Origin of the sequence: Nitratireductor indicus C115, from assembly GCF_000300515.1 — a bacterium.
GTDB classification, from domain to species: domain Bacteria; phylum Pseudomonadota; class Alphaproteobacteria; order Rhizobiales; family Rhizobiaceae; genus Nitratireductor; species Nitratireductor indicus.
Genome location: NZ_AMSI01000009.1, coordinates 41,315 through 65,105, shown reverse-complemented (window position 1 = coordinate 65,105; position 23,791 = coordinate 41,315). Strand labels below are relative to the sequence as shown.

General features: G+C 61.7%; 19 protein-coding genes. 14 read left to right on the top strand and 5 right to left on the bottom strand.

Annotated elements, in window-relative coordinates:
- Positions 1 to 71: 71 nt before the first annotated feature.
- Positions 72 to 392 (top strand): phosphoribosyl-ATP diphosphatase, encoded by a 321-nt coding sequence (locus NA8A_RS13965; protein ID WP_009450966.1) that lies wholly within the window; start codon positions 72 to 74, stop codon positions 390 to 392.
- A 34-nt stretch (positions 393 to 426) separates the two neighbouring features.
- Entirely contained in the window at positions 427 to 1,386 is a 960-nt protein-coding gene (coaA, locus tag NA8A_RS13960) for a type I pantothenate kinase (protein WP_009450965.1), read from the top strand.
- 5 nt (positions 1,387 to 1,391) lie between these two features.
- On the opposite strand, the gene NA8A_RS13955 is transcribed toward coaA, so the two are convergent.
- The 4 genes from NA8A_RS13955 to NA8A_RS13940 form a co-directional block, all read right to left on the bottom strand.
- Complete coding sequence (locus tag NA8A_RS13955) at positions 1,392 to 2,009, bottom strand: alpha-ketoglutarate-dependent dioxygenase AlkB family protein (RefSeq protein ID WP_009450964.1); 618 nt, start codon at positions 2,007 to 2,009, stop codon at positions 1,392 to 1,394.
- Between the two features lie 102 nt (positions 2,010 to 2,111).
- Positions 2,112 to 2,567, bottom strand: coding sequence for a peptidoglycan-binding protein LysM (lysM, locus tag NA8A_RS13950; RefSeq protein WP_009450963.1), 456 nt, complete (start codon positions 2,565 to 2,567; stop codon positions 2,112 to 2,114).
- A gap of 120 nt (positions 2,568 to 2,687) precedes the next feature.
- Positions 2,688 to 3,122 carry an alternative ribosome rescue aminoacyl-tRNA hydrolase ArfB gene (gene arfB, locus NA8A_RS13945; RefSeq protein WP_009450962.1) on the bottom strand — a complete coding sequence of 145 codons (435 nt, stop codon included), beginning with the start codon at positions 3,120 to 3,122 and terminating at the stop codon, positions 2,688 to 2,690.
- Positions 3,123 to 3,236: 114 nt separating this feature from the next.
- The gene (locus NA8A_RS13940; protein ID WP_009450961.1) at positions 3,237 to 4,847 is read right to left on the bottom strand and encodes a phosphoenolpyruvate carboxykinase; all 1,611 of its coding nucleotides are present in this window, start codon (positions 4,845 to 4,847) and stop codon (positions 3,237 to 3,239) included.
- Positions 4,848 to 5,148: 301 nt separating this feature from the next.
- On the opposite strand from NA8A_RS13940, the gene NA8A_RS13935 reads away from it, so the two are divergent.
- From NA8A_RS13935 to trxA, 12 genes are all read left to right on the top strand, one after another.
- Complete coding sequence (locus NA8A_RS13935; RefSeq protein WP_009450960.1) at positions 5,149 to 5,850, top strand: response regulator transcription factor; 702 nt, start codon at positions 5,149 to 5,151, stop codon at positions 5,848 to 5,850.
- Positions 5,851 to 5,895: 45 nt separating this feature from the next.
- Positions 5,896 to 7,671, top strand: coding sequence for a sensor histidine kinase (locus tag NA8A_RS13930; RefSeq protein ID WP_009450959.1), 1,776 nt, complete (start codon positions 5,896 to 5,898; stop codon positions 7,669 to 7,671).
- Positions 7,672 to 7,675: 4 nt separating this feature from the next.
- Positions 7,676 to 8,134: an HPr kinase/phosphorylase gene (locus NA8A_RS13925; protein ID WP_009450958.1), complete on the top strand. Its 459-nt coding sequence runs from the start codon at positions 7,676 to 7,678 to the stop codon at positions 8,132 to 8,134.
- Between the two features lie 275 nt (positions 8,135 to 8,409).
- Positions 8,410 to 8,811: a PTS sugar transporter subunit IIA gene (locus NA8A_RS13920; protein ID WP_009450957.1), complete on the top strand. Its 402-nt coding sequence runs from the start codon at positions 8,410 to 8,412 to the stop codon at positions 8,809 to 8,811.
- Positions 8,808 to 9,128, top strand: coding sequence for an HPr family phosphocarrier protein (locus NA8A_RS13915; protein WP_009450956.1), 321 nt, complete (start codon positions 8,808 to 8,810; stop codon positions 9,126 to 9,128). The genes NA8A_RS13920 and NA8A_RS13915 overlap by 4 nt, the downstream gene beginning before the upstream one ends.
- 143 nt (positions 9,129 to 9,271) lie before the next feature.
- On the top strand, positions 9,272 to 10,672 hold the full coding sequence (ahcY, locus tag NA8A_RS13910; protein WP_009450955.1) for an adenosylhomocysteinase: 1,401 nt from the start codon (positions 9,272 to 9,274) through the stop codon (positions 10,670 to 10,672).
- A gap of 202 nt (positions 10,673 to 10,874) precedes the next feature.
- Positions 10,875 to 13,397 (top strand): PAS domain-containing sensor histidine kinase, encoded by a 2,523-nt coding sequence (locus NA8A_RS13905; RefSeq protein WP_040672628.1) that lies wholly within the window; start codon positions 10,875 to 10,877, stop codon positions 13,395 to 13,397.
- 9 nt (positions 13,398 to 13,406) lie between these two features.
- Positions 13,407 to 14,912: a bifunctional tRNA (adenosine(37)-N6)-threonylcarbamoyltransferase complex ATPase subunit type 1 TsaE/phosphotransferase gene (locus NA8A_RS13900; protein ID WP_009450953.1), complete on the top strand. Its 1,506-nt coding sequence runs from the start codon at positions 13,407 to 13,409 to the stop codon at positions 14,910 to 14,912.
- Positions 14,909 to 15,694, top strand: coding sequence for a nucleotidyltransferase family protein (locus NA8A_RS13895; RefSeq protein WP_009450952.1), 786 nt, complete (start codon positions 14,909 to 14,911; stop codon positions 15,692 to 15,694). The genes NA8A_RS13900 and NA8A_RS13895 overlap by 4 nt, the downstream gene beginning before the upstream one ends.
- Positions 15,681 to 18,809, top strand: coding sequence for a double-strand break repair protein AddB (addB, locus tag NA8A_RS13890; RefSeq protein ID WP_040672663.1), 3,129 nt, complete (start codon positions 15,681 to 15,683; stop codon positions 18,807 to 18,809). Before NA8A_RS13895 ends, addB begins: the two co-directional genes overlap by 14 nt.
- The gene (addA, locus tag NA8A_RS13885; protein ID WP_009450950.1) at positions 18,806 to 22,354 is read left to right on the top strand and encodes a double-strand break repair helicase AddA; all 3,549 of its coding nucleotides are present in this window, start codon (positions 18,806 to 18,808) and stop codon (positions 22,352 to 22,354) included. Before addB ends, addA begins: the two co-directional genes overlap by 4 nt.
- A gap of 76 nt (positions 22,355 to 22,430) precedes the next feature.
- Positions 22,431 to 22,754 carry a thioredoxin gene (trxA, locus tag NA8A_RS13880; protein WP_009450949.1) on the top strand — a complete coding sequence of 108 codons (324 nt, stop codon included), beginning with the start codon at positions 22,431 to 22,433 and terminating at the stop codon, positions 22,752 to 22,754.
- Positions 22,755 to 22,839: 85 nt separating this feature from the next.
- Here trxA and NA8A_RS13875 read toward each other — a convergent pair whose 3' ends face one another.
- On the bottom strand, positions 22,840 to 23,646 hold the full coding sequence (locus NA8A_RS13875) for an undecaprenyl-diphosphate phosphatase (RefSeq protein WP_009450948.1): 807 nt from the start codon (positions 23,644 to 23,646) through the stop codon (positions 22,840 to 22,842).
- Positions 23,647 to 23,791 lie beyond the last annotated feature (145 nt).

Below are 23,791 nucleotides of genomic sequence, written 5' to 3'. Positions count from 1 at the left end.
AACGGCAAAAACAAATAGATGGAGCGTGTCGCCTTTTCTATAAGAAGGGTGAACGATCTCACGGAGCAGGCATGAGTCAATTCGATCTCGCCACGCTGGAAAAAATCGTCGCCGAGCGCGCCCGCTCGGGCGACGCCAATTCCTGGACGGCGAAACTCTTTTCCAGGGGCACCGGCAAGGCGGCCCAGAAGCTGGGGGAAGAGGCGGTCGAAACGGTGATCGCCGCGGTTTCGCACGACCGACAGGAACTCATCTCCGAAAGTGCGGATCTTCTTTATCACTGGCTTGTCGTGCTGGCGCTGGAGGGCGTTTCACTCGATGAGGTCATGGCGGAACTTGAAAGCCGCACGGGCCGCTCCGGTATCGCGGAGAAGGCTGCGCGGAAGGAATAGGACCGTGGCGGCAAGGAAGGGGGCCGCAAAAGGCATGGACCAGCTTGTTTCGGGCGAGAAATATTCTCCCTATCGCATCTTTTCGGCGGAGAAATGGGCGCAGTTTCGCGCCGATACGCCCATGACCCTCACCGAGGACGAGGTTCGCCGTTTGCGTTCCTTGAACGACCCGGTCGATCTGGAGGAAGTTCGCCGCATCTATCTGTCCATGTCGCGGCTTTTGTCGGCGCATGTGGAGGCAAGCCAGCTGCTGTTTAGGCAGAGGCAGGTTTTCTTCGATTCCGACGATATGGTGAAGTCGCCCTTCATTATCGGCATTGCGGGTTCCGTGGCGGTGGGCAAATCCACCACGGCGCGCGTCCTGAAGGAGCTCCTGGCCCGTTGGCCTTCCAGCCCGAAGGTGGATCTCATCACCACCGATGGTTTCCTGTTTCCAAACGAGGTGCTGCTGCGCGAGAATATGATGGAGCGCAAGGGCTTTCCCGAAAGCTACGATATCGGCGCCATCCTGCGTTTCCTGTCGAGCATCAAGGCCGGCATGCCCAATGTTCGCGCACCGCTCTATTCGCACCTGACCTACGATATTCTGCCCGGTGAATTCGCGACCATCGACAGGCCCGACATTCTCATTTTCGAAGGCATCAACGTTTTACAGACTGGGGACCTGCCACAGGACGGCGCAGCGGTTCCCGTCGTGTCCGACTTCTTCGATTTCTCGATCTATATCGATGCCGACGAAGAGATGATCCATAAATGGTACGTTGATCGCTTCATGCGGCTGCGTGAAACGGCCTTCCAGAATCCCGAATCCTTCTTCCACCGCTATGCCGCACTGGCGCCGGATGAAGCACTGGCCATTGCCGAGGGATTGTGGGCGAACACGAACCTGATAAACCTGCGCAACAACATCCTGCCGACGCGGCCCCGTGCCGATCTGATTTTGCGGAAGGGCGCCGATCACCTCACCCGGGAAGTGGCGCTGCGCAAGTTATAGAACGCTCAGACAGGCTTCGTTACTCGTCGCAGCGTAAGGTTGATGCGTCCGGGATTCTTCAGAAGTGTCGAAGTGCCGGGATAGATGCGGTCCACGCCGTGAAAGGCGAGCCGTCCAGCTCCGCCCAGCACCACCACATCGCCGCTTTGCAGTTTCACGGATGCCGTACGCGCGCTCCTTGTTGTCCCGCCGACCCGGAAAAGACAGGTGTCGCCCAGTGAGATCGAAACCACGGGAGCGGAAAATTCCTGCTCGTCGCGGTCCTGATGCAGACCCATCTTTGCATTTTCGGAGTAGAAGTTGACGAGACACGCTTCCGGCTGAAGCGCGCTGCCTGCAACCTGTTCCCAGAGATCGAGCAGCCGGTCGGGGATTGGTGGCCAGGCATTTCCCGTTGCAGGGTGTCGGGATTGATAGCGATAGCCGTTCTCCTTGTCAGTCACCCAGCCAAGCGTACCGCAATTGGTCATGCGTACGCTCATTTCCTTGCCGGTGCGCGGCATGGCGGGCACAAAGAGTGGCGCTTCGCGCACGATGGCGCGAATTTCCTCGACCAGCGCTTCCTGTGCGGTGCGGTCCAGAAAGCCCGGCAGATAACGAACGCCCTCGCTCAAGCTCGGCATTTGGCAGATTCCATGAAGCTTCTTTGCCGCAGCATATAGCGGCGGAAACGAAAACGGCGACCCGAAAGCCGCCGTTTGTCACTTCGAAGGTCTGCGCCTTCGTTACGCGTCGAGCTCGGGAATGCGCAGCACCTGGCCGGGATAAATCTTGTCCGGATGCGTCAGCATCGGCTTGTTGGCCTCGAAGATCACGGTGTGCTTGGCGCCCTTGCCTTTGCCGTAATGAGCTTCGGCGATCTTCCAGAGATTGTCGCCCTTCTTGACCGTGTAGAACACGGGGTCCTTGGCGTCGGTCTCCGCGACTTTCAGCTCGCCCGCCTCGACTTTGGAAACGCCGAGTGTATTGCCCACTGCAATGACTGCTTTTTCGAATGCGGACTGATCGGCCACTTCACCTTTCAGGATGACCTTGTCGCCGTCCACCACCACATCGACCTTGTCAGTGCCGAGCTTGTGGGAATCGAGCTCCTTCTTCAGGTTCTCCGCCTCCGGTGGTGTCTCATCATCGACGACACCAAGCTTCTTACCGACCGATTTGACAAAATCGAAAATACCCATCGAAACATCTCCAGTTTTAAAATCCGCGTCATTTGACGTGTAACCCACGATGATTTCAACTGTAAAACAGTTCCGCGTGGATACATTCCCATCCAGGGAAGCAAGCGGCTATGGCGCAAGTCAGTCCGAATCGACCTTGCCGCGCATCTTCTTGACGGTCGAGCGCCCGGCCTTCGCCTTGAGGCGCCGTTCGATCGAAGAACGCGTCGGCCTGGTTTTCTTGCGTGGTTTGGGTGGCGGTTCTGAGGCGCGCGTCAGGAGTTCCGCCAGACGGTCGCGGGCATCCGCGCGGTTCTGTTCCTGTGTGCGGAAACGGCCTGCCTCGATGACGATCTCTCCGTCCTTCGTCGCGCGGCTTCCGGCCAGCTTCAGCGCTTGTTCGCGCACCCGTTCGGGCAAACCGCGCGCCAGCGCGGCGTTGAAGCGCAACTGCACCGCGGTCGCCACCTTATTGACGTTCTGGCCGCCGGGACCCGAGGCGCGGATGAACTGCTCTTGCAGCTCATCCGCATGAACGACCACGCCGTTTCGAATATGAAGATCGCCCTCGGCCAAAACCGTTCTTTCGTCATCCGCTCAATGAAAAGGCCCGGCATTGCTGCCGGGCCCTGAAAATGCGCATAGACGCGGTACGATGCAAGTCGCCCCAATCGTCTGTTTATCGGCTTCCTACTCGGCTGCTTCCGCAGTGCGAGGAGCAGCATCGCGAACGGATGCATCGACATGGGTTTCGAACTTCTCGAAATTGTCGATGAACATGCCGACCAGGCGACGGGCCTGTGCGTCATAGGCAGCCTTGTCAGCCCAGGTCGAGCGCGGGTCGAGCAGGCTCGAATCGATGCCCGGAACCGCAACCGGAACAGCAAAACCGAAATGCGGATCGGTGCGGAACTCGACCTCATTGAGTTCGCCCCTCAGTGCCGCATTGAGCAGCCCGCGCGTCACCTTGATCGGCATGCGGTTGCCCGTGCCGTAGGCGCCGCCCGTCCAGCCGGTGTTGACGAGCCAGCAATCAACGCCGTGGCGCGCGATCAGGTCACGCAGGAGATTGCCATATTCGGAAGGGTGGCGCGGCATGAACGGAGCGCCGAAACAGGTGGAGAAGGTTGCCTCCGGCTCGGTCACGCCCTTTTCGGTACCGGCCACCTTGGCGGTATAGCCGGAAAGGAAGTGATACATCGCCTGCGCCGGCGTCAGCTTGGCAATGGGCGGCAGCACGCCGAAGGCATCGGCCGTCAGCATGATGATGTTCTTGGGATGGCCGCTTTGCCCGGTTTCGCTGGCATTGGGAATGAAATGCAGCGGGTAGGCGCAGCGTGTGTTCTCAGTCAGGCTGCCATCGTCGAAATCCGGATGGCCATGCTCATCGAGCACGACATTTTCCAGAACCGTACCAAAGCGGCGCGTGGTCGAGAAGATTTCAGGCTCGGCTTCTTCCGAAAGGCGAATCGTCTTGGCATAGCAGCCGCCTTCGAAGTTGAAGAGCCCGGTCTCGCCCCAGCCGTGCTCGTCGTCGCCGATGAGCGTGCGTGCCGGGTCCGCCGAAAGGGTGGTCTTGCCCGTGCCCGAAAGGCCGAAGAACACGGCGGCATCGCCGTCGGGGCCGAAATTCGCCGAGCAGTGCATCGGCATCACGCCCTTGGCAGGCAGAATGTAGTTCAGCGCCGTGAACACGGATTTCTTCATCTCGCCAGCGTAGGAAGTGCCGCCGATCAGAACGATGTTGCGCGTGAGATCGACCGCGATCACCGTTTCCGTGCGGCAGCCATGGCGCTGCGGATCGGCGCGGAAGGACGGCAGATCGATGATCGTCATCTGCGGCAGGAACGACGCCAGATCGGCAGTCTCAGGGCGCAGCAGAAGGTTGCGGATGAACTGGGAATGCCAGGCATATTCTGTAACGACGCGCACCGGCAGGCAGTTTTCGGCGTCGGCGCCACCGACCAGGTCCTGCACGAAAAGATCGCGGTCTGCGGCATGCTTGAGGAAATCGGCGTGGAGCACATCGAAATGCTCTGGCGACATCGGCTTGTTGTTGTCCCACCACACCACGTCTTCGGTGTTGGTGTCGCGCACGACGAACTTGTCCTTGGCCGAACGGCCGGTGTGCTGTCCGGTGCGCGCGACAAGCGCACCATGGGCGGAAAGCTTTGCTTCGCCGCGGCGGATCGCCTCTTCAGACAGGGCGGCTGACTGCAGATTGTAATGGACGAGGCCCGTCGTTTTCAGACCAATGCTCTCGATCCCGCAATCCGGATTTCGCATGCCGGTTTCGTTCATCCTGACCACCAAATTTCCCTGAGATGCCCGTCTTCGCAGGCGGTCAGAGCTGAAAGCATAAAAAGGTCTGAGAATTCAAACCATTAATCGATTTAAAGATTTTAAAATCGTTTAAATCGTTTAAATTCTGACGTGAAATCTGGGGAAACGCGATGTTTGATCGGCAACCTAAACGCGACAGTGCTGGCACGGTGTGACATGGATCGCGTTCTGTGCCACATTTTGTACCTAATTTGTCCTGCATCTGCACGCCCACCTGATGCAAAGAGGGACGATATTGCCCATGAGGGAGCCGCTAGACATGGCAACGATCGCGCTTGTCGATGACGACCGCAACATTCTGACTTCCGTCTCGATAGCACTGGAAGCCGAGGGATATCGGGTCGAGACCTATACCGACGGTGCTTCCGCGCTGGAGGGGCTTGGCGCCAGGCCGCCCAACCTTGCTATCCTCGACATCAAGATGCCTCGCATGGACGGCATGGAGCTTCTGCGCCGGCTGCGGCAGAAGAGCGATATTCCCGTCATCTTCCTCACTTCCAAGGACGATGAGATCGACGAGCTTTTCGGTCTCAAGATGGGCGCTGACGATTTCGTGCGCAAACCGTTCTCGCAACGCCTTCTCGTTGAACGCGTGCGTGCCGTGCTGCGCCGCGCCAGCACGCGGGAGCCGGGTGCCAAGGTGCCGGGCAAGCAGTCGCAATCGCTCGAGCGCGGTCAGCTGGTCATGGACCAGGAGCGTCACACCTGCACCTGGAAGGGACAGCCGGTCACGCTCACGGTTACCGAGTTTCTCATTCTGCACTCGCTGGCGCAGCGCCCCGGCGTGGTCAAGAGCCGCGATGCATTGATGGATTCTGCCTATGACGAGCAGGTCTATGTGGACGATCGCACCATCGATAGCCATATCAAGCGCCTGCGCAAGAAGTTCAAAGCGGTCGATACGGACTTCGACATGATTGAAACGCTCTACGGCGTTGGCTATCGCTTCCGCGAGATCTGATGCCGCCGGGCCGGTGCGGCAGGCGGGCGAAGCAAGACAGTGGCGATGAACTCAGAAACGGAAAAGATGGCGGCGCGGCCCCAGCGGTCCGCGCGCCCGGCGGGGCAGGCGTTCCTCGGTCGCCTTGCCGTGCCGTTGCGCCGTCTTTTCGGCCACTATGTCTTTTCGAGCCTCACCCGACGCATCCTGTTTCTCAACCTTGCCGGTCTTGGCGTTCTGGTTGTCGGCGTTCTTTATCTGAACGAGTTCCGCGAGGAGTTGATCAGCGCGCGCGTGGAAAGCCTGACCACGCAGGGCGAAATCATCGCGGGCGCAATCGCGAGCTCCGCCGAGGTGGAAACGGATTCGATCCTTGTCGATCCCGACAAGCTGCTGGAGCTTCAGGCGGGCCAGAGCCTGCCGCCGCGTTCCGATCAGCTTGAAAGCCTGGAATTCCCGATCAACCCGGAACGGGTCGCCCCGCTTCTGAGGCGTTTGATCCCGCAGACCCGCACCCGCGCACGTATCTACGACCCGGATGGCAACCTGCTGCTCGATTCCCAATATCTCGGCCAGGTCCTGCGTTACGATCTGCCCCCGGTGGACCAGAGCGAGGAAAATGTCTTCGAGCGGGGCTGGCAGTGGGTGCGTCAGTTTTTCCGCAGGCGCGACCTGCCGGTTTATCGCGAACAGCCGGGCGGCAACGGCGTTGCCTATCCGGAAGTGATGTCGGCCCTGACAGGCACCACCGCAAAGGTTGTGCGGATCAGCGAGCAGGGCGAACAGATCGTTTCCGTCGCGGTTCCCGTCCAGCGTTTCCGTGCGGTATTGGGCGTGCTTCAGCTTTCCACGCAGGGTGGCGATATCGACAAGATCGTCGCCGCCGAGCGCAAGGCGATCCTTCGCGTCTTTGCGGTGGCGGCTCTTGTCACGGCAAGTCTCTCGCTGCTTCTGGCTTCGACCATCGCCAACCCGTTGCGCCGTCTTGCGGCAGCCGCCGTGCGTGTGCGGCGCGGGGCCCGCAGCCGCGAGGAGATACCCGATTTCTCGCACCGCCAGGATGAAATCGGCAATCTGTCGGCGGCGCTGCGCGACATGACGAATGCGCTTTATGCGCGTATCGACGCCATCGAAAGCTTCGCCGCCGATGTGGCGCATGAGTTGAAAAACCCGCTGACCTCACTCGGCAGCGCTGTCGAGACGCTGCCGCTGGCCAAGGATCAGCGGTCGCGTGACAGGCTGCTGGAGATCATTCAGCACGATGTGCGCCGCCTGGACCGCCTGATCAGCGACATTTCCGACGCGTCGCGTCTCGATGCCGAGCTTTCGCGCGAGGATTCTGAACGCATCGACCTGGAAAAATTCGCGGGCGATCTTGTCAGTGCCACGCGGGAGGCGGGGGCCTCGCGCAAGAAACCGGTCGAGATCACCTTCAATGTCCAGAAGACCGCGGGCGGCAATCGCGGCTATGTCATCGTCGGGCATGATCTGCGGCTCGGTCAGGTGATCACCAATCTCATCGAGAATGCGCGCTCGTTCGTTCCGGAGAAGACCGGGCACATTGCGGTGAACCTGTCGCGCGCAAGCGGTCGCGTCATCGTCACGGTGGAAGACAACGGGCCGGGCATCCGCGCGGAGAATATCGACCGCATCTTCGAGCGTTTTTATACGGACCGTCCCGCCGGCGAGGCTTTCGGCCAGAATTCCGGTCTCGGCCTGTCGATCAGCCGCCAGATTGTCGAGGCACATGGCGGCACTTTGACAGCAGAAAACATCACGGGCACCAAGCCCGGCGATATAAAGGGCGCGCGTTTCATCGTCGCGCTCCCTGCGGAAGGTTGAACCAATGCGGAACCGCCACGCAACCGCTCTCGTGGTGGGGGATCGCGGCCTTCTGATCGAGGGCCCCTCGGGCAGCGGAAAGACCATGCTGGCCCTCGAGTTGATCGCCGCCGCCAATGCCCGCGGCATCTTTGCGCGGCTTGTGTCGGATGATCAGGTCATGCTCGCCGTGCTCAACGATCGTTTGATTGCCCATGCTCCGCGCCCCATCGCCGGCCTTGTGGAAGCGCGCGGCCATGGCCCTGCACCAATCCCGTTCCTGCCGGCCACCCTCATCGATCTGGTGATTCGGCTGGTACCGGAAAACGAAGCGCCACGTGTCGCCGAAGATGCCATGGCTGCAGTCGAAGGGGTGACGCTGCCCCTGGTTTCTCTTCCGCGGCGTCAGGCGCGTCATGCCGTTCATGCAGTGGCGGCCCGGCTTCATTTGCCGCCTTTTCGTGCGGAAGAAGCCTCTCACTGAACACATTTTAGGCGAATCGCCGCAGTTTGGACTTGTCAACGGCTCGGGCGTTGACAAGATAGCGCTCTTGTCGTGAGGCAGTCATGGGCAAGGCTTTTCGGCCCGAAGAACCAATTCGGGTCGATGGCGTATCGTGCGGAGACGCTTGCAAAGCCGGGCCTGGACAATAAATGACCTGATAATCGGCCCGCACGCGAGCCAATCGGATGGAGTGAAATTGTGACAGCCTCGAGCGCAGTTGTCGAAACCAGGTTCATCGGCTGGATGATGTGCCGATGATCGGGCTCGTTCTCGTCACGCATGGTCAGCTGGCCGAAGAATTCCGACATGCGGTCGAACACGTTGTTGGCCATCAGGAGAACATGGAAACGGTCTCGATCGGCGCGGAAGACGATATGGAGCAGCGCCGGCGCGATATCGTCGATGCCGTTGCGCGTGCCGATACAGGTTCTGGCGTTATCATTCTCACCGACATGTTTGGTGGCACGCCGTCCAATCTGGCCATCTCCGTCATGGATGCGGGGCGCATCGAAGTTATTGCCGGCATGAATCTGCCGATGCTGATCAAGCTTTCCTCTGCACGTGCCAGCGACGACATGGAGCAGGCATTGAAGGATGCACAGGACGCCGGCCGTAAATACATCAATGTCGCAAGTCAGGTCCTGTCCGCCAAATGAATGAGATTTCCGCGCAGAAGACCGAATTAAGAAGCGCCTCGGCGGTGGTCTTCAGCCGCGATTTTCTGATCGTCAATCAGCGCGGCCTTCATGCCCGTGCTTCGGCGAAGTTCGTCCAGACGGTTGAGGCGCACGAGGCCGAGGTGGAAGTCGAGAAGGACGGTATCTCTGTTGGCGGCACTTCGATCATGGGCCTGATGATGCTTGCAGCGAGCCCCGGATGTTCCATCCGCGTTCATGCAAGCGGGCCCCAGGCGGAAGCGGTGCTCGCCGCCCTTGAGGAATTGATCGCCGCGCGCTTCGGCGAGGAATGCTGAGAGAACTTCCTCTCGGACATGCACGAATAAAGATTTCTTTATATGCATTGTGGGCTGCTCTGCGATCTGGTAGGCAGAGCGCATTGTGCTGACCGGCTTTCGGCCGGTCCTGCCGGATTTCAGGAAAATCGGAGTTTACGCCCATGAGCGCTGACAAGGATTACGTGGTCGCCGACATCAAGCTGGCTGACTGGGGTCGCAAGGAAATCGACATTGCCGAAACCGAGATGCCGGGCCTGATGGCCTGCCGCGAGGAGTTCGGCAGGGAAAAGCCGCTGAAAGGCGCTCGTATCTCCGGCTCGCTGCACATGACGATCCAGACTGCGGTCCTGATCGAGACGCTGAAAGCGTTGGGCGCCGATGTGCGCTGGGCCTCTTGCAATATCTTCTCCACCCAGGATCACGCCGCGTCCGCCATCGCTGCGACGGGCACCCCGGTCTTCGCCGTAAAGGGCGAGACGCTAGAAGAGTACTGGACCTACACCGACCAGATTTTCCAATGGGCTGATGGCGAGCCCTCCAACATGATCCTCGACGATGGCGGCGACGCCACCATGTATATTCTGATCGGTGCGCGCGCCGAAGCGGGTGAGGACGTGCTTTCGAACCCTGGCAGCGAGGAAGAGGAAATTCTTTTCGCCCAGATCAAGAAGCGCATGGCGGCGACACCGGGCTTTTTCACGCGCCAGCGTGAGGCGATCCGCGGCGTGACCGAGGAAACGACGACAGGTGTGAACCGGCTTTACCAGCTTCAGAAGAAGGGCCTGCTCCCCTTCCCTGCGATCAACGTCAATGATTCCGTCACCAAGTCGAAATTCGACAACAAATATGGTTGCAAGGAATCGCTGGTCGACGGCATCCGCCGCGCCACGGACGTGATGATGGCCGGCAAGGTCGCCGTGGTCTGCGGCTACGGCGATGTCGGCAAGGGTTCGGCCCAGTCGCTGGCCGGCGCCGGTGCGCGTGTGAAAGTTACTGAGGTGGATCCGATCTGTGCCCTGCAGGCGGCGATGGACGGGTTCGAGGTCGTCACGCTGGACGATGCCGCGCCGACCGCCGACATCGTCATCACGACGACCGGCAACAAGGACGTCATCACCCTTGATCACATGCGCAAGATGAAGGACATGGTGATCGTCGGCAATATCGGTCACTTCGACAATGAGATTCAGGTGGCATCGCTGCGCAATCTCAAATGGACCAACATCAAGCCGCAGGTGGACATGATCACCTTTGCGGATGAGAAGAGAATGATTCTTCTGTCCGAAGGCCGTCTTCTCAACCTTGGCAACGCGACGGGTCACCCGAGCTTCGTCATGTCGGCTTCCTTCACCAACCAGGTGCTGGCGCAGATCGAGCTTTTCGTGCGCGGCGAGAAGTATGACAACGAAGTCTATGTCCTGCCGAAACACCTCGATGAAAAGGTCGCGCGGCTGCATCTCGACAAGCTTGGTGCGAAGCTCACCGCGCTTTCGGATGAACAGGCTTCCTATATCGGCGTCACGCCGCAAGGTCCGTTTAAACCGGAACACTACCGGTATTAGAATTTATTAACCAAGACACAATATATTGAGGCCGGACCATTGACTTTTGGTCCGGCTTTATTTTTGTCGCGCGTCCTTCTTCACGACGATTCGGACACGCGGTACATTGCAGTGATTCGCAAGGCGCTGACCCTGCGGGCTGCGAGCCTGGCGATTCAAAGGGGCGGTCTTGAGAAATCATGCGGCGGAGAAGGAACAGGACATGCCGGGGCTAGACCCGCTGAACAGCGGATCTAGAGGCCCATGTGGCCGACAGCGCGGAGCAGGCGTCATACGAGGGACGACGTGGCTTTGGGCGCTGGCGACAACTGCGGTGACACCTGTCGCCGCGGCAGCGCAGTCGGCTGCCCCGATGGTCGGTTCGCAACCCGTCAGCACGCTCGACGTGCTCCAGTTTTCCATCTTTGCCGGCGTTCTTGGCGCAGCTTTCGTTTCGGCGATCTGGCTCATCCGCCAGCGTGCGCGGATTGCCGCCGAAAATCTTGAATTGCGGGCGCGGCTGGCCGAGCTGAGCAGCGCGCTTGGTCGCTCGGAGGCGCTCCTGAATCTGAAGGACCAGCGCACCGTTGTCTGGAGCGGGGGCGAGGAAAGTCCGAGCATCGTGGGCGATCTGCCTGTCGGTAGCGGTGCCCCGGAAGAACGTTCCGCCTTCCTGGCGTTTGGCCGCTGGATGACGCCCCGTTCCGCCTCCACCATGGACCGCGCCGTGGAAGCCCTGCGCAAGACGGGTGAGACTTTCGATTTCCCGGTCGAGACACGCTCCGGCACGCTTCTCGAAGCGCAAGGCCGCAAAGCGGCGCAATATACGGCAGTGCGCTTCATCTCCCTTTCCGCCGCCCAGCAGGAGCGCGCGCAGCTGAAGGTGGAGCAGCAGGATTTCCAGGCTGAGCGCGACAGCCTTCGCGGTCTCCTCGATACGCTGGACATGCCTTTCTGGCTGCGCGACAGGGCGGGCCGCCTGAGCTGGGCCAACCGGGCATTCGTCGGTGCGGTGGACGGTTCCGACATTGAAACGGTGCGGCGCGAGGGCATGGAATTCCTGCCCGCCGCCGCGCGTGAGGAGATCGCCAATCGCCATCGCGATTCAGGCGATGTCTTCCGTCAATCCGTTACAGCCGTCGTTCGCGGCGAGCGGCGGGTTTTCAATGTAACCGATTTTGCGGGGGCCAGCGGCTCCGCGGGTATCGCCTCCGACATCAGCGAGATGGAGACTATCCGCCGCGAATATGAAAGTACGGTGCGCAGCCACTCCGACACGCTGGACCAGCTGACAACGGCTGTGGCGATCTTCGACGAAAACCAGAAGCTGCGTTTCTTCAACCAGTCTTTCCAGAAGCTTTGGAACCTCGATACGCCCTTCCTGGAAAGCGCGCCGGAAAACGCTCTTGTGCTCGATCGGCTGCGCAGCGACGGAACGCTTGCCGAACAGCCTGAATGGCGCCGCTGGAAGGAAGGGCTCCTCTCCGCATATCGCAGTGTGAAGCCGCAGGAGCATTGGTGGCACCTGCCCGATGGGCGCACGATCCGTGTCATCGCCAATCCGCAGCCGAAAGGCGGCGTGACCTGGGTTTTCGAGAACCTGACCGAGAAATTCGATCTCGAAAGCCGATACAATGCGGCCATGCGCGTGCAGGGCGAGACACTCGACAATCTGGCCGAAGGCGTTGCTGTGTTCGGCTCCGACGGGCGGCTGAAGCTTTCCAACCCTGCCTTCCAGAAACTCTGGAACCTGCCGGATCTGCTGGTTACCCCCGGAGCGCATATCGCCGATATCCGCACGGTCTGCGAAACGCTTGTCCGCGACAATCCCTGGAGCAGCTTCGTCGCCTCCGTGACCGGTTTCGACGATGAGCGTCGCAATGAGCATGGCCAGGCCGAGCTTATCAATGGCACGGTGTTGAGCCATGCCACCATTCATCTGCCCAACGGACAGGTGATGATCACCTTCGTGGACATGACCGACAGCGTGAACGTGGAACGCGCGCTGAAGGAAAAAAATGACGCGCTCCAGAAGGCAGACAAGCTGAAGAACGATTTCGTCCAGCATGTTTCCTATGAACTGCGCTCGCCCCTGACCAATATCATCGGCTTCACCGAGCTTCTCGGATTGCCGGAAACGGGTCCCCTCACCCAGCGCCAGAGCGAATATGTCGAACATATCGGCTCGTCGTCTTCGGTTCTCCTGACGGTGGTGAACGATATCCTCGACCTCGCCACGGTCGATGCCGGCATCATGGAGCTGGAAATCGGCGAAGTGCGTGTCGGCGAAACGGTCGAAACGGCGGCGAGCCTCGTTGCCGAGCGCCTGCGCGAGCATGAGATCGCGCTCGATATCGAGATGGAAGATACCGCGCTGATCTTCCATGCCGACGAGAACCGCGTGCGCCAGGTGCTGTTCAACCTGCTTTCCAATGCCGCCAACTATGCACCGGAAGGCAGCACGATCCGCCTTTCCGCCCGGTGGCAGGACGATGCAGTCGAGTTCCGCGTTCACGACGACGGACCGGGCATGGCGCCGGATGTTCTGGAAACGATCTTCAAGCGCTTCGAGCCGCGGGTGAATGGCGGTCGCCGCCGTGGGGCAGGTCTTGGTCTTTCCATCGTGAAGAGCTTTGTCGAGCTGCATGGCGGCTCGGTGCATATTGATACGGGCGAAGGGCGCGGCACCACGGTGACATGCCGGTTCCCCTCCGCGCCAAAACAGGCGCGCGCTGCCGCGGAGTAACCCGTCCCAATGGGTGTGCGTGTTCTGGAACGCTTCCTGCCGGATGAGGAGGCAACCGTGCTTTTCGGCGAGGATATCGCCGTGGCGCTGAAGGCCGGTGACATTGTCGCGTTGAAGGGCGATCTGGGGGCGGGCAAGACGACGCTCGCCCGCTCCGTGATCCGGGCTTTGGCCGGCGACCCGCAGCTCGACGTGCCGAGCCCGACCTTTACACTCGTGCAAAGCTATGACGCCCGCATCCCGGTGCATCATTTCGACCTCTATCGTCTGGGTTCGCCCGACGAACTGGAGGAACTGGGTCTCGCGGAAGCTGCGTCGGGCGGTATCGCCCTGGTGGAATGGCCCGAGCGCGCCGGCGACATGCTGTCCGGGGCGATCCGCATCGGATTGCATGAACAGGGCGAAGGCCGGCTGGTCGTCGTGACCGGGCCGGAGGAAGCCATGGTCCGGCTGGAGCGCAGCTTTCTGATCCGTGATTTCCTGAACCGCGCCGGAGAGCTCGACGCACGGCGCGCCTTTCTCCTGGGCGATGCCTCCCTGCGCGCCTATGAGACCATCACGACCAGTCTCGGCGAGCGCCGCATCCTGATGAATGCGCCCGAGCGCCGTGACGAGCCCCTGCTCGCCTGTGGCCGGCCCTATAGCCGCATCGCCCATCTCGGCCAGTCGGTGGCGGCATCGGTCGCCATGGCGAAGGCTATTCGCGGGCGTGGTTTCGCTGCCTACGATATCTACGCACAGGACCTCCCGCACGGATTGCTGCTTGCCGAGCATCTGGGCGATGTGACGTTTCTGGATGAGGGTGCCCCGGTTGCTGAACGATATGTGGAGGCCGCTCGCCTTTTGGCCGAGCTTCATCGTTTGGACTGGCCTGCCGAGCTTCCGGTCGCCGAAGGGCTGACCCATCGTCTCCCACCCTATGATCACGAGGCGTTGGGCATCGAAGTCAGCCTGCTCACGGACTGGTATATGCCGTTCATGAGCGGTCGCGCGGCAAGTGTTGAAGAGCGCGCAGCCTATGTCGGTTGCTGGGAGACCTTGTTCGATCGGCTGGACACGGCGGAGCACAATCTGGTTCTGCGCGATTTTCATTCGCCGAACATCATATGGCGCGAGGAGCGCGAGGGGTTTGACCGGTTGGGCCTGATCGACCTGCAGGACGCCGTGCGTGGCCCGGCGGCGTATGATGTCGCCTCTCTGGCGCTCGACGCGCGTGTCACCATGCCCGAGGAACTGGAGCAGGCGGTTATCAAGGCCTATTGCGCAGCGCGTGCCGCGCAAGGAGCATTCGACCGTGCGGCTTTCGACGAGGCCTATGCCATTTGCGCCGCGCAACGCAATTCCAAGCTTCTGGGCACATTCGTGCGGCTGGAACAGCGCGATCACAAGCCGTTCTATATCCGCCATCTGCCGCGCATCCGCGCTTATCTGCGCCGTGCCATGCGGCATCCCGTGCTTGGCGAACTGAAGGCGCTCTATGAAGAAGCCGGCTTCCTGAAGGAAGATGAAGCATGAGCACCTCCATGCCGCAAAAGGCGATGGTGCTTGCAGCCGGTCTGGGCAAGCGCATGCGCCCCATTACCGAGACGCTGCCAAAGCCGCTGGTGCGGGTCGCCGGCAGGACGCTGATCGACTGGGCGCTCGACACACTCGAAAAGGCCGGCGTCGGCACCGCCATCGTCAACGTGCATTACCTTGCCGACCAGATGGAAGCACATCTGAAAAGCCGGCAAAAGCCGCATATCGTGATTTCCGACGAGCGCGACGGACTGATGGATTCGGCGGGTGGCGTCATAAAGGCATTGCCGAAGCTGGGAGCAGCGCCGTTCTTCATCGTCAACGCTGATACGTTCTGGCTCGATCGCGGAACGCCCAATCTCGAGCGGCTCGCCCTTGCCTGGGACGGTGAGACCATGGATATTCTTCTCATGGTTGCGGATTTCGAACAGGCGACAGGCCATTCCGGCTCGGTCGACTTCCTCATGGATGCGGATGGAAGGCTGACGCGCGCCAAAATGGGCGACACGGGAGTTATCTACGCTGGCGCGATCATTCTCGACCCGCGTATTTTTGCCGGCGCCGGGTCCGGGCCGCAATCCCTGAATGCGTATTTCGATGCCGCCGCCTCCAAGGGCAGGCTCTTCGGCATGAAGATGGGCGGCGACTGGATTACCGTCGGCACACCGGATGCCATTGCACCGGCTGAGGTGGTCGTCGCGCAACGGCGAGAAAAACATGTCGCGCAACGACGTGAAACAGGCGTCGCAGGACGACGTGGGCAAGATGAAGCCGGCTAGGCAGGAGCCGCGCGTTTACTCCATTCCGCCGGGCGTGGATTTCCTGCCCACGCTTGCCGAAGCGCTTCTCGATGGACGCCTTGTGTCGGGCTTCCGCTACAAGGGCGACCCGCTGGCGCTTGCCGACGTCACGATTTATCTGCCGACCCGCCGCGCTGCACGTGCGCTCCGCGGCGTCCTGATGGAAAAGCTTGCGGGACGTTCGGTGATATTGCCGGTCATCCGCCCCTTGGGCGAGTTCGATGAGGAGGCCGCGCTTTTCGATATCGAATCGCCCGCCGCGTTTGATCTCGCTCCCCCCATCGAGGCGCTCGACAGGATTCTCCTGCTTGCGCCTCTGGTACAGGCCTGGAAGGCGCGGCTTCCCTCCTACGTTGCAGCGCTTTTCGAGGAAGGCGTCGTGGTGCCGGCTTCGGCGTCGGATTCCATCTGGCTTGCCCGCGATCTCGCCGCCCTGATGGATGAGATCGAAACCGAGGAGGCCGACTGGACGAAACTGTCGAGCCTCGCGCCGGACGCTCTGGCGCATTGGTGGCAGGTGACGCTGCAATTCCTGCAGATCGTGACCGCGCATTGGCCTGATCTCCTGCAGGATGTGGATCGCTCCAACCCGGCCGCCCATCGCAACGCCATGTTGGCGGCGGAGGCGGCGCGTCTGCGTGCGCGAACCCATCCTGGTCCGGTCATCGCGGCCGGGTCCACCGGCTCCATCCCCGCTACGGCGCGGCTTCTCGCCACCATCGCGACATTGGAAATGGGCGCTGTCGTGCTGCCAGGGCTCGACAAGCGGCTGGATGCGCGCGGCTGGGAGGGCGTCGGTGCGGCGGAGGAACCTTCCGCCTATGGCCATCCGCAGGCCGGTCTCAAGAAGCTCCTGGCTGCAATCGGTATCGAGCGCGACGAAGTGGAGGAACTGGCGACCCCTTCGCCGGAGCTCGCCGCCCGCCGCTCGCTGGTCAGTGAGGCGCTGCGTCCCGCAGAAACCACAGATGCGTGGATGGAAAACCGCCCGCTGGCACAGGACGCGAATGAAGGCGGAGCGCTTGCCGGTCTCACACTGGTCGAGACGGCAAACGAGCGCGAGGAAGCACTTTCCATTGCGGTCGCGCTGCGTCTTGCGCTTGCAGAAGACCATGCGACAGCGGCTCTGGTCACACCGGACAGGGGCTTGGCCCGGCGTGTTGCGGTGGAGTTGCGGCGCTTTGGCATCGAGGCCGACGATTCCGGTGGAACGCCGCTCGCCGACACACCGCCTGCGACGCTGGCGCGCTTTCTGCTGGAAGCGATGTTCCGTCCGGGCGAGCCGGTCATGCTTGTGGCCTTTCTCAAGCATCCGCTGCTGCGGCTTGGCATGAAGCGCGCCAAGGTGCGCCGCGCCGCCGAGACCGTCGAGCTGGTAGCGCTGCGCGGCGGCACGGGCCGGCCCGACATATGCACATTGGGCAATCTCTTCGAGGAGCGCTGGCGGAAGCTGGAGGAAGAGGCGCGCAAGCCCTTTTGGCTTCCTCGCGTCAACGATGCAGCGCTCGCCGAAGCGCGGGATGTTCTGGCGGCACTCGCCGATGCGTTGATGCCACTTGCTGAAATCCGTGCGCTGCGGGATGTGACCGTGTCCGATATGGCGCGCCGCACGGTGGAGGTGCTGGAAGCGCTGGCGCGTTCGGAAGACGGCAGTCTGTCGGCCTATTATGAAGGCGAGCGCGGCGAAGCGATGGCTGCGTTCCTGCGTGGCGTTACGGGCTCGGCCTCTTCGCTGTCCTTTTCTCCGTCCGAATGGCCATCCGTCTTTGCGGCGCTGATCGCCACATCCTCGGTCAAGCCGGCCATGGGGGCCGACCGCCGCGTCTCCATCTGGGGCACGCTGGAAGCGCGTCTTCTGGGTGTCGACACCATGGTGCTTGGCGGTATGAACGAAGGCACATGGCCGTCCATTCCCTCCTCAGACCGCTTCATGTCGCGCCTGATGAAGGCGGAGCTTTCGCTGGAGCCGCCGGAGCGCCGTATCGGACAGGCGGCGCATGATTTCATGATGGCGATGGGCGCACCGAAAGTGGTGCTGACGCGCTCTGCCCGTTCTGGCGATGCACCCGCCGTCGCCTCGCGCTGGTTGCAGCGCATCGCGGCCTTTGCAGGTGAAGAGGCGACAGAGGCCATGCGCGCGCGCGGTCGCCAGCTCATCGGTTGGGCGCGGCAGCTGGACGATCGGCCCGACGAGGATTTCGCGCCGCGTCCCGAGCCCGCACCGCCGCTGGAAGCGCGCCCCTTGCGTTTCTCTGTCACCGAGATCGAGACGCTGCGGCGCGATCCCTATGCGGTCTATGCACGACGCATATTGGAGCTCTCGGCGCTTGATCCGCTGATCCGTGATCCGGGTGCCGCCGAACGCGGCAATCTCTTCCATGACATCCTTCAGGACTTCATTCGCGAATGCGCTGATCCCGCCGGACCGGAGGCATTGGAGCAGCTTCTGGCGGCTGGCCGCCGGCGTTTCGCGGAGGCAGCCCTCCCGATGGATGTTGCGGCGGTGTGGTGGCCGCGTTTCGAGCGCACGGCGGCATCCGTCATCGAATGGGAGCGCGACCGCAGCGAGGGCATCGCGGCGCGTCATGCGGAAATCCGAGCATCGGAGACAGAAGTGGCAGGTCTTGGCCTGACGCTGCGTGGCCGCGCCGACCGTATCGATATCCGCGACGACGGCAGTGCCGATGTGCTGGACTACAAGACAGGCGCCTCCCCTTCCCGCCGGCAGGCCCATACGCTGCTTTCCCCGCAACTGGCGCTGGAAGCGGCCTTGCTTCAGCGTGGTGCCTTTGCCGATCTCGGTCCCGCAGAGCCCGGCGAGCTGGCATATGTGCGGTTGAAGGCCAATGGCAAGGTTTTGCAGGAATCGATCCTGAAGATGAAGGGCAGCGAGAAGTCCGCCCCCGGCCTTGCAGCCGAAGCGTGGGAACGGCTCGCCCAGCTTCTGGCGCATTATCACCGCGCCGATATCGGTTATCGCTCGCGCGTGCTTCCCTTCCGTGAAGGCGATATGGACGGTGACTATGATCATCTGGCGCGTGTGCTCGAATGGTCGGCAGGCGGCGAAGCCGGCGAGGAGGGAGATGGCGAATGAAGAAGCCTTTCGTCATCCCGCCTGACACGCGCGAGGCACAGACCCGCGCCGCCGACCCCGCCAATTCGGCATGGGTGTCGGCCAATGCCGGTTCCGGCAAGACCCATGTGCTCGCCCAGCGCGTGATCCGCCTGCTCCTGAAAGGCGCGGATCCTTCGAAGATCCTGTGTCTGACCTATACGCGCGCCGCTGCCGCCAACATGGCGAACCGGGTTTTTCGCGATCTGGCGAAGTGGAGCCTGTTGCCGGACGATGAGCTCTCGACTGCCATCGCTGATCTCGAAGGCAGCAGGCCCGATGCCGAAAAGCGCGCGCGCGCCCGCCGGCTTTTTGCGCGGGCCCTGGAAACGCCGGGCGGCCTCAAGATTCAGACCATCCACGCCTTCTGCGAGGCGATCCTGCACCAGTTCCCGCTGGAAGCGAATATCGCCGGCCATTTCGAGCTTCTGGATTCGCAGATGGAAGAGGCGCTGCTCGCCGAGGCGCGCCGTGATCTTTTGACCGGAGCCATGGTCGATGGCAGTGCGCTTGCGGAAGCCTTCGCTTCTGTTCTGGAGCGCGGCGGCGAGAGCGGCTTGCAGGATCTGCTTGGAGAAATCGTTGCACGCCGCGACGGTCTGCGCACTCTGATCGACCAGATCGGACAGGACGAGGAGGATTATTCGGCGCTTTTCGAGCAGTTTGGCTTTATCGAAGGTGTGACCGCCGAAAGCATTGCTGCTTCAATCTGGCCCCTGCCGGGTTTCGACGCGGGTGCTTTCCGCGCCTTTGTGGCCGAAGCCGAGGCCGCCGATGCAAAGACCGTTCTGAAAAGCATCGTTCCCGGCGCCACGCGGGCTTTTGAGGAAACCGATCCCGTCCGCCGCCTCGGGCATCTCGCGGAAGGCTTCCTCAAGGCTGATGGCGGCATTTATGGCGAAAGCACCTTCAAGGCCGCGCTGCGCAATGCGGTGCCCGGTATCGTGGAGCGTTATGCGGAAGCCGCCGGACTGATCAAGGCAGCGGTCGACCGTCTGGCGCTCTTCCGCATGCTGGAAGCAACCCGCGCGGCACTCACCATCGCCGATGGCATGATTGCGCGCTACGAACGGCTTAAGCGCGCCCGAGGTTTTCTGGATTTCAATGATCTCATCATGCGCACCATCCGGCTTCTGGCGCGCGCCGATGCCGGACCATGGGTGCAATACAAGCTCGACAAAGGCATCGATCACATTCTCATCGACGAGGCACAGGACACGAGTCCGGAGCAATGGCAGATCGTGCGGTTGCTTGCCGAGGAGTTCTTTGCCGGCGATGGCGCACGCACCGGCATCGCCCGCACCATCTTTGCCGTGGGTGACGAAAAGCAGTCGATCTACTCTTTCCAGGGCGCCGAGCCCGCCGCTTTCGACGAGAGCGGGCGCGCTTTCCGCGAGAAGGTCCGAGCTGCCGAGCGGCGGTTCGAGAAGGTTCGCCTGACGCGTTCCTTCCGCTCGACGGAAGATGTGTTGTCCGCCGCTGATCTGGTGTTCTCCCGCGAGGAAGTGCGCCAGGGCCTCACGCGCGATCCCGAGCCGATAGAGCACAAGGCGATCCGCCAGAATGCACCGGGCTATGTGGAGGTATGGTCGCCCATCGCGCCCGAGGTTGTGGAGGAACCGGACGACTGGACTGAAGCAATCGACCATGCCTCCGCTCCCGCCGTGCGCCTTGCCGAAACCATAGCCGAAACGGTGGAGGGCTGGATTCGCGATGGCGAGATCATCGAAGGGACGGGCAAACGGCTGACGGCAGGCGATGTTCTCGTTCTCGTGCGCAAGCGCGACCGTTTCGTGCATGCGCTGTCGCGCAGCCTGAAGAACCGCCACATCGATGTGGCGGGTGCTGACCGGTTGCGCCTCACAGCCCATATCGCCGTGCAGGACCTGATCGCGCTCGGGCGCTTTCTCCTTCAGCCGCACGATGATCTGTCGCTAGCCGCGGTCCTGAAGAGCCCGCTTTTCGGAATGGACGAGGAACGTCTCTTCCGGCTTGCCTGGAAGCGGGGCGCGGCCACGCCGCTTTTCGATGCCATGCGCGCCCAGGCGCTGGGCGATCCCGCTGTCGCTGCCATGGTGGAAACCCTGCAGCGCTGGCAGAACGAGGCGGCTTTCAAACCGGCTTTCGAATTCTATGCGGGCCTTCTGTCGGGCAATTGCGACCGCAACAACCGCCGTGAGGGTGCGCGGGCCCTGTTTGTGGCGCGTCTCGGCCATGAGGCAAATGACATTCTGGATGAATTCCTGTCCTTTGCGCTGGCTGGCGAACGCGCCGGCCTGAACGGGCTTGAGGCGCTTCTGTCCGCGCTCGACGGGCAGGCGCCCGAGATCAAACGCGAGATGGACCAGACGCGCGATGAACTGCGCATCATGACGGTTCACGCCTCCAAGGGGCTTGAGGCGCCGGTTGTGTTTCTTGTCGATCCGGGCAGCGCACCCTTCTCCGCGCAGCACCTGCCCAAGCTCATGCCTTTTCAACCTTCGGGCCGACCTTCAGAAACCCATTGGCAGGGCAAGGGCTTTCTGTGGCGCGCGGGAAAGGATGTCTCGAACTCGGTCGCCGCCGGCTTCGAGGCTGAAGCGCGCTTGAAGGCCGAGGAAGAATATCGCCGCCTCCTCTATGTGGGCATGACGCGTGCGGAGGACCGTTTGATCGTCTGCGGCTATCATGGCCCACGCGAGCCACAAGGGCTGACATGGCAGAACATCGCGCGCCAGGCCTTTGCCGGTTCCTCCCATGTGGAGGAACGCGTGGTTCCGCAACAATGCGCGCCCGTCTACCGATATCGCGTCTCGGATGCGCCGCCTCAGGTGGAGCAGCCATCCGCGCCGTTGGTCGAGGCGAAAACCGTTCCATTGCCCCAGGCGTTGCATGAACTGCCACCCGAGCAGGTCAATCTGCCGCGGCCTCTTTCGCCCTCGCGCGCCGGCGCGCTGATCGAGACGGACTATGAGGCTGTCGTCTCGCCGCGCTCTCCCGTACTCGACGGGGCGCAGAAGCCCGGCTTTGCCATCCAGCGTGGCCTTGCCGTCCACCGCCTGTTGCAAATGTTGCCCGATTGCCCGCCGGAGACCCATGAAATGGCTGCGCGGCGTTATCTCGCGCGCGCCGGCGCAAACTGGAATGAGGCTGAGCGCGAAAGCGCATGGCGCTCGGTCGAATCGATTCTCGCGGATGAGCGCTTCGCGCCGCTTTTCACCGCCGGTTCGCGCGCGGAGGTTTCGGTGTCGGGCGAACTGGAATTGGGGGATGCAAGGCGCTCCGTCGCCGGCAAGATCGATCGTCTCGCCGTGACGCAGGATTCTGTTCTGATCGTCGATTACAAGACCAATCGTCCCGCGCCTGAGACGCTGTCGCGCGCGCCCCGGGCCTATCTGGCCCAGCTGGCGCTTTACGCGGAGCTTTTGAAGCCGCTTTATCCCGGCCGAGCAGTGCGCGCCGCGTTGCTGTTCACCGAAGTGCCCCTTCTTCTGCCGGTGCCGGAAGAAGAGCTTGCCCTCTCCCTTGCCCGACTCACCGCCTCGTGACACAAGGGAGCTTGACGCGCGACCGCGCGACCACCACATGTGGTGTGACTTCTTTTTGCCGATGAGGAGAATTTCCATGGCCACCGTGAAAGCGGACAAGAACAACTTCCAGTCGGATGTGCTGCAGGCTTCCGAGCCCGTGGTCGTCGACTTCTGGGCCGAGTGGTGCGGTCCCTGCAAGATGATCGCGCCGGCGCTTGAGGAAATTTCCTCTGAGATGCAGGGCAAGGTGAAGATCGCCAAGCTCAACATCGATGAGAATCCGGAGATCGCCGCTCAGTTCGGCGTGCGCTCGATTCCCACGCTGATCATGTTCAAGGGCGGTGAAGTGGCCGACATGAAGGTCGGTGCAGCCCCCAAGACTGCGCTTTCGGCCTGGATCAGCGGTGCGGTCGCCTGACGGTTCTTGGAAGACCATTCCCGTTAAGATGAAAAACCCGGCCTCGCGCCGGGTTTTTGTTTTCGATCTGGCCAGGCGGCAGGCGTCAGCCCCACATGAGAAGGGCGGCAAGCCCCACACCGCCGACAATCAGGCGCCACCAGCCGAACAGCGAATAGCCATGCTTCGAGACATAGCCGAGCAGCCAGCGCACGACGATCAGGGCGGCAATGAACGCGGCGATGAAACCGATGGCTATGATTTTCACGTCGGCGGCCGAGAGCACGTCGTAATTCTTGTAGAGATCGTAGGCAAAGGCGCCCGTCATGGTGGGCATGGCCAGAAAGAAGGAGAATTCCGCCGCCGAGCGCTTGTCGGCCCCCAGAAGCAGGCCGCCCACGATAGTGGAACCGGAACGCGAAGTGCCCGGAATCATCGACAGGCACTGTATCAGGCCGATGGTGAAGTACATCGACATGGGGAATTTCGTTATATCGGTGTAGCGGGGCTTGGTTGCCCAGCGGTCTACCCACAGGAGCACAAAGCCGCCGAGGATCAGCATCACGCAGATCAGAAGCGGTGTCTCGAAGAACACGGTCTTGATGATCTTGTAGGCAAATACGCCGATCACCATGGCAGGCAGGAAGGCGAGCAGGATGCCGAGTACGAAGCGCTGCGTCGCGCGGTCGCGCGGCAGGTCGATCAGCATCTGCCAGAGGCGGCCTGCATAAACGCTGAGAATGGCGAGGATAGCGCCGAGCTGGATCAGCACCTCGAAGGCTTTGCCGGTGGATTTGAACCCGAGAAAATGGCCAGCAAGCAGGATATGGCCGGTGGAGGAAACGGGAATGAACTCGGTGAGCCCTTCCAGAATTCCGAGCAGAAGCGCTCCAACGATGGTTTGATCGGTCACGTTCACTCCTGGCTATGGCTCGCTACGGTATTTTACGGTTGGGCGGTCACATCTGACGACCGCATGAATGCGGAGAAACAATAAGATAGAGCGTTCCTTGTGCGTCCGAATGGACGCGGGGCGCTCCAGTGGGTCGCTTGTCAGG

Bases quoted from the DNA above. Each gene is read 5' to 3' on its own strand.
- ahcY (WP_009450955.1), top strand. From the start codon at position 9,272: ATGAGCGCTGACAAGGATTACGTGGTCGCCGACATCAAGCTGGCTGAC.
- addB (WP_040672663.1), top strand. From the start codon at position 15,681: ATGAAGCCGGCTAGGCAGGAGCCGCGCGTTTACTCCATTCCGCCGGGC.
- NA8A_RS13895 (WP_009450952.1), top strand. From the start codon at position 14,909: ATGAGCACCTCCATGCCGCAAAAGGCGATGGTGCTTGCAGCCGGTCTG.
- NA8A_RS13900 (WP_009450953.1), top strand. From the start codon at position 13,407: ATGGGTGTGCGTGTTCTGGAACGCTTCCTGCCGGATGAGGAGGCAACC.
- coaA (WP_009450965.1), top strand. From the start codon at position 427: ATGGACCAGCTTGTTTCGGGCGAGAAATATTCTCCCTATCGCATCTTT.
- NA8A_RS13930 (WP_009450959.1), top strand. From the start codon at position 5,896: ATGAACTCAGAAACGGAAAAGATGGCGGCGCGGCCCCAGCGGTCCGCG.
- trxA (WP_009450949.1), top strand. From the start codon at position 22,431: ATGGCCACCGTGAAAGCGGACAAGAACAACTTCCAGTCGGATGTGCTG.
- NA8A_RS13965 (WP_009450966.1), top strand. From the start codon at position 72: ATGAGTCAATTCGATCTCGCCACGCTGGAAAAAATCGTCGCCGAGCGC.
- NA8A_RS13940 (WP_009450961.1), bottom strand. From the start codon at position 4,847: ATGAACGAAACCGGCATGCGAAATCCGGATTGCGGGATCGAGAGCATT.
- NA8A_RS13925 (WP_009450958.1), top strand. From the start codon at position 7,676: ATGCGGAACCGCCACGCAACCGCTCTCGTGGTGGGGGATCGCGGCCTT.
- addA (WP_009450950.1), top strand. From the start codon at position 18,806: ATGAAGAAGCCTTTCGTCATCCCGCCTGACACGCGCGAGGCACAGACC.
- NA8A_RS13920 (WP_009450957.1), top strand. From the start codon at position 8,410: ATGATCGGGCTCGTTCTCGTCACGCATGGTCAGCTGGCCGAAGAATTC.
- lysM (WP_009450963.1), bottom strand. From the start codon at position 2,567: ATGGGTATTTTCGATTTTGTCAAATCGGTCGGTAAGAAGCTTGGTGTC.
- NA8A_RS13935 (WP_009450960.1), top strand. From the start codon at position 5,149: ATGGCAACGATCGCGCTTGTCGATGACGACCGCAACATTCTGACTTCC.
- NA8A_RS13905 (WP_040672628.1), top strand. From the start codon at position 10,875: ATGCCGGGGCTAGACCCGCTGAACAGCGGATCTAGAGGCCCATGTGGC.
- NA8A_RS13915 (WP_009450956.1), top strand. From the start codon at position 8,808: ATGAATGAGATTTCCGCGCAGAAGACCGAATTAAGAAGCGCCTCGGCG.
- NA8A_RS13955 (WP_009450964.1), bottom strand. From the start codon at position 2,009: ATGCCGAGCTTGAGCGAGGGCGTTCGTTATCTGCCGGGCTTTCTGGAC.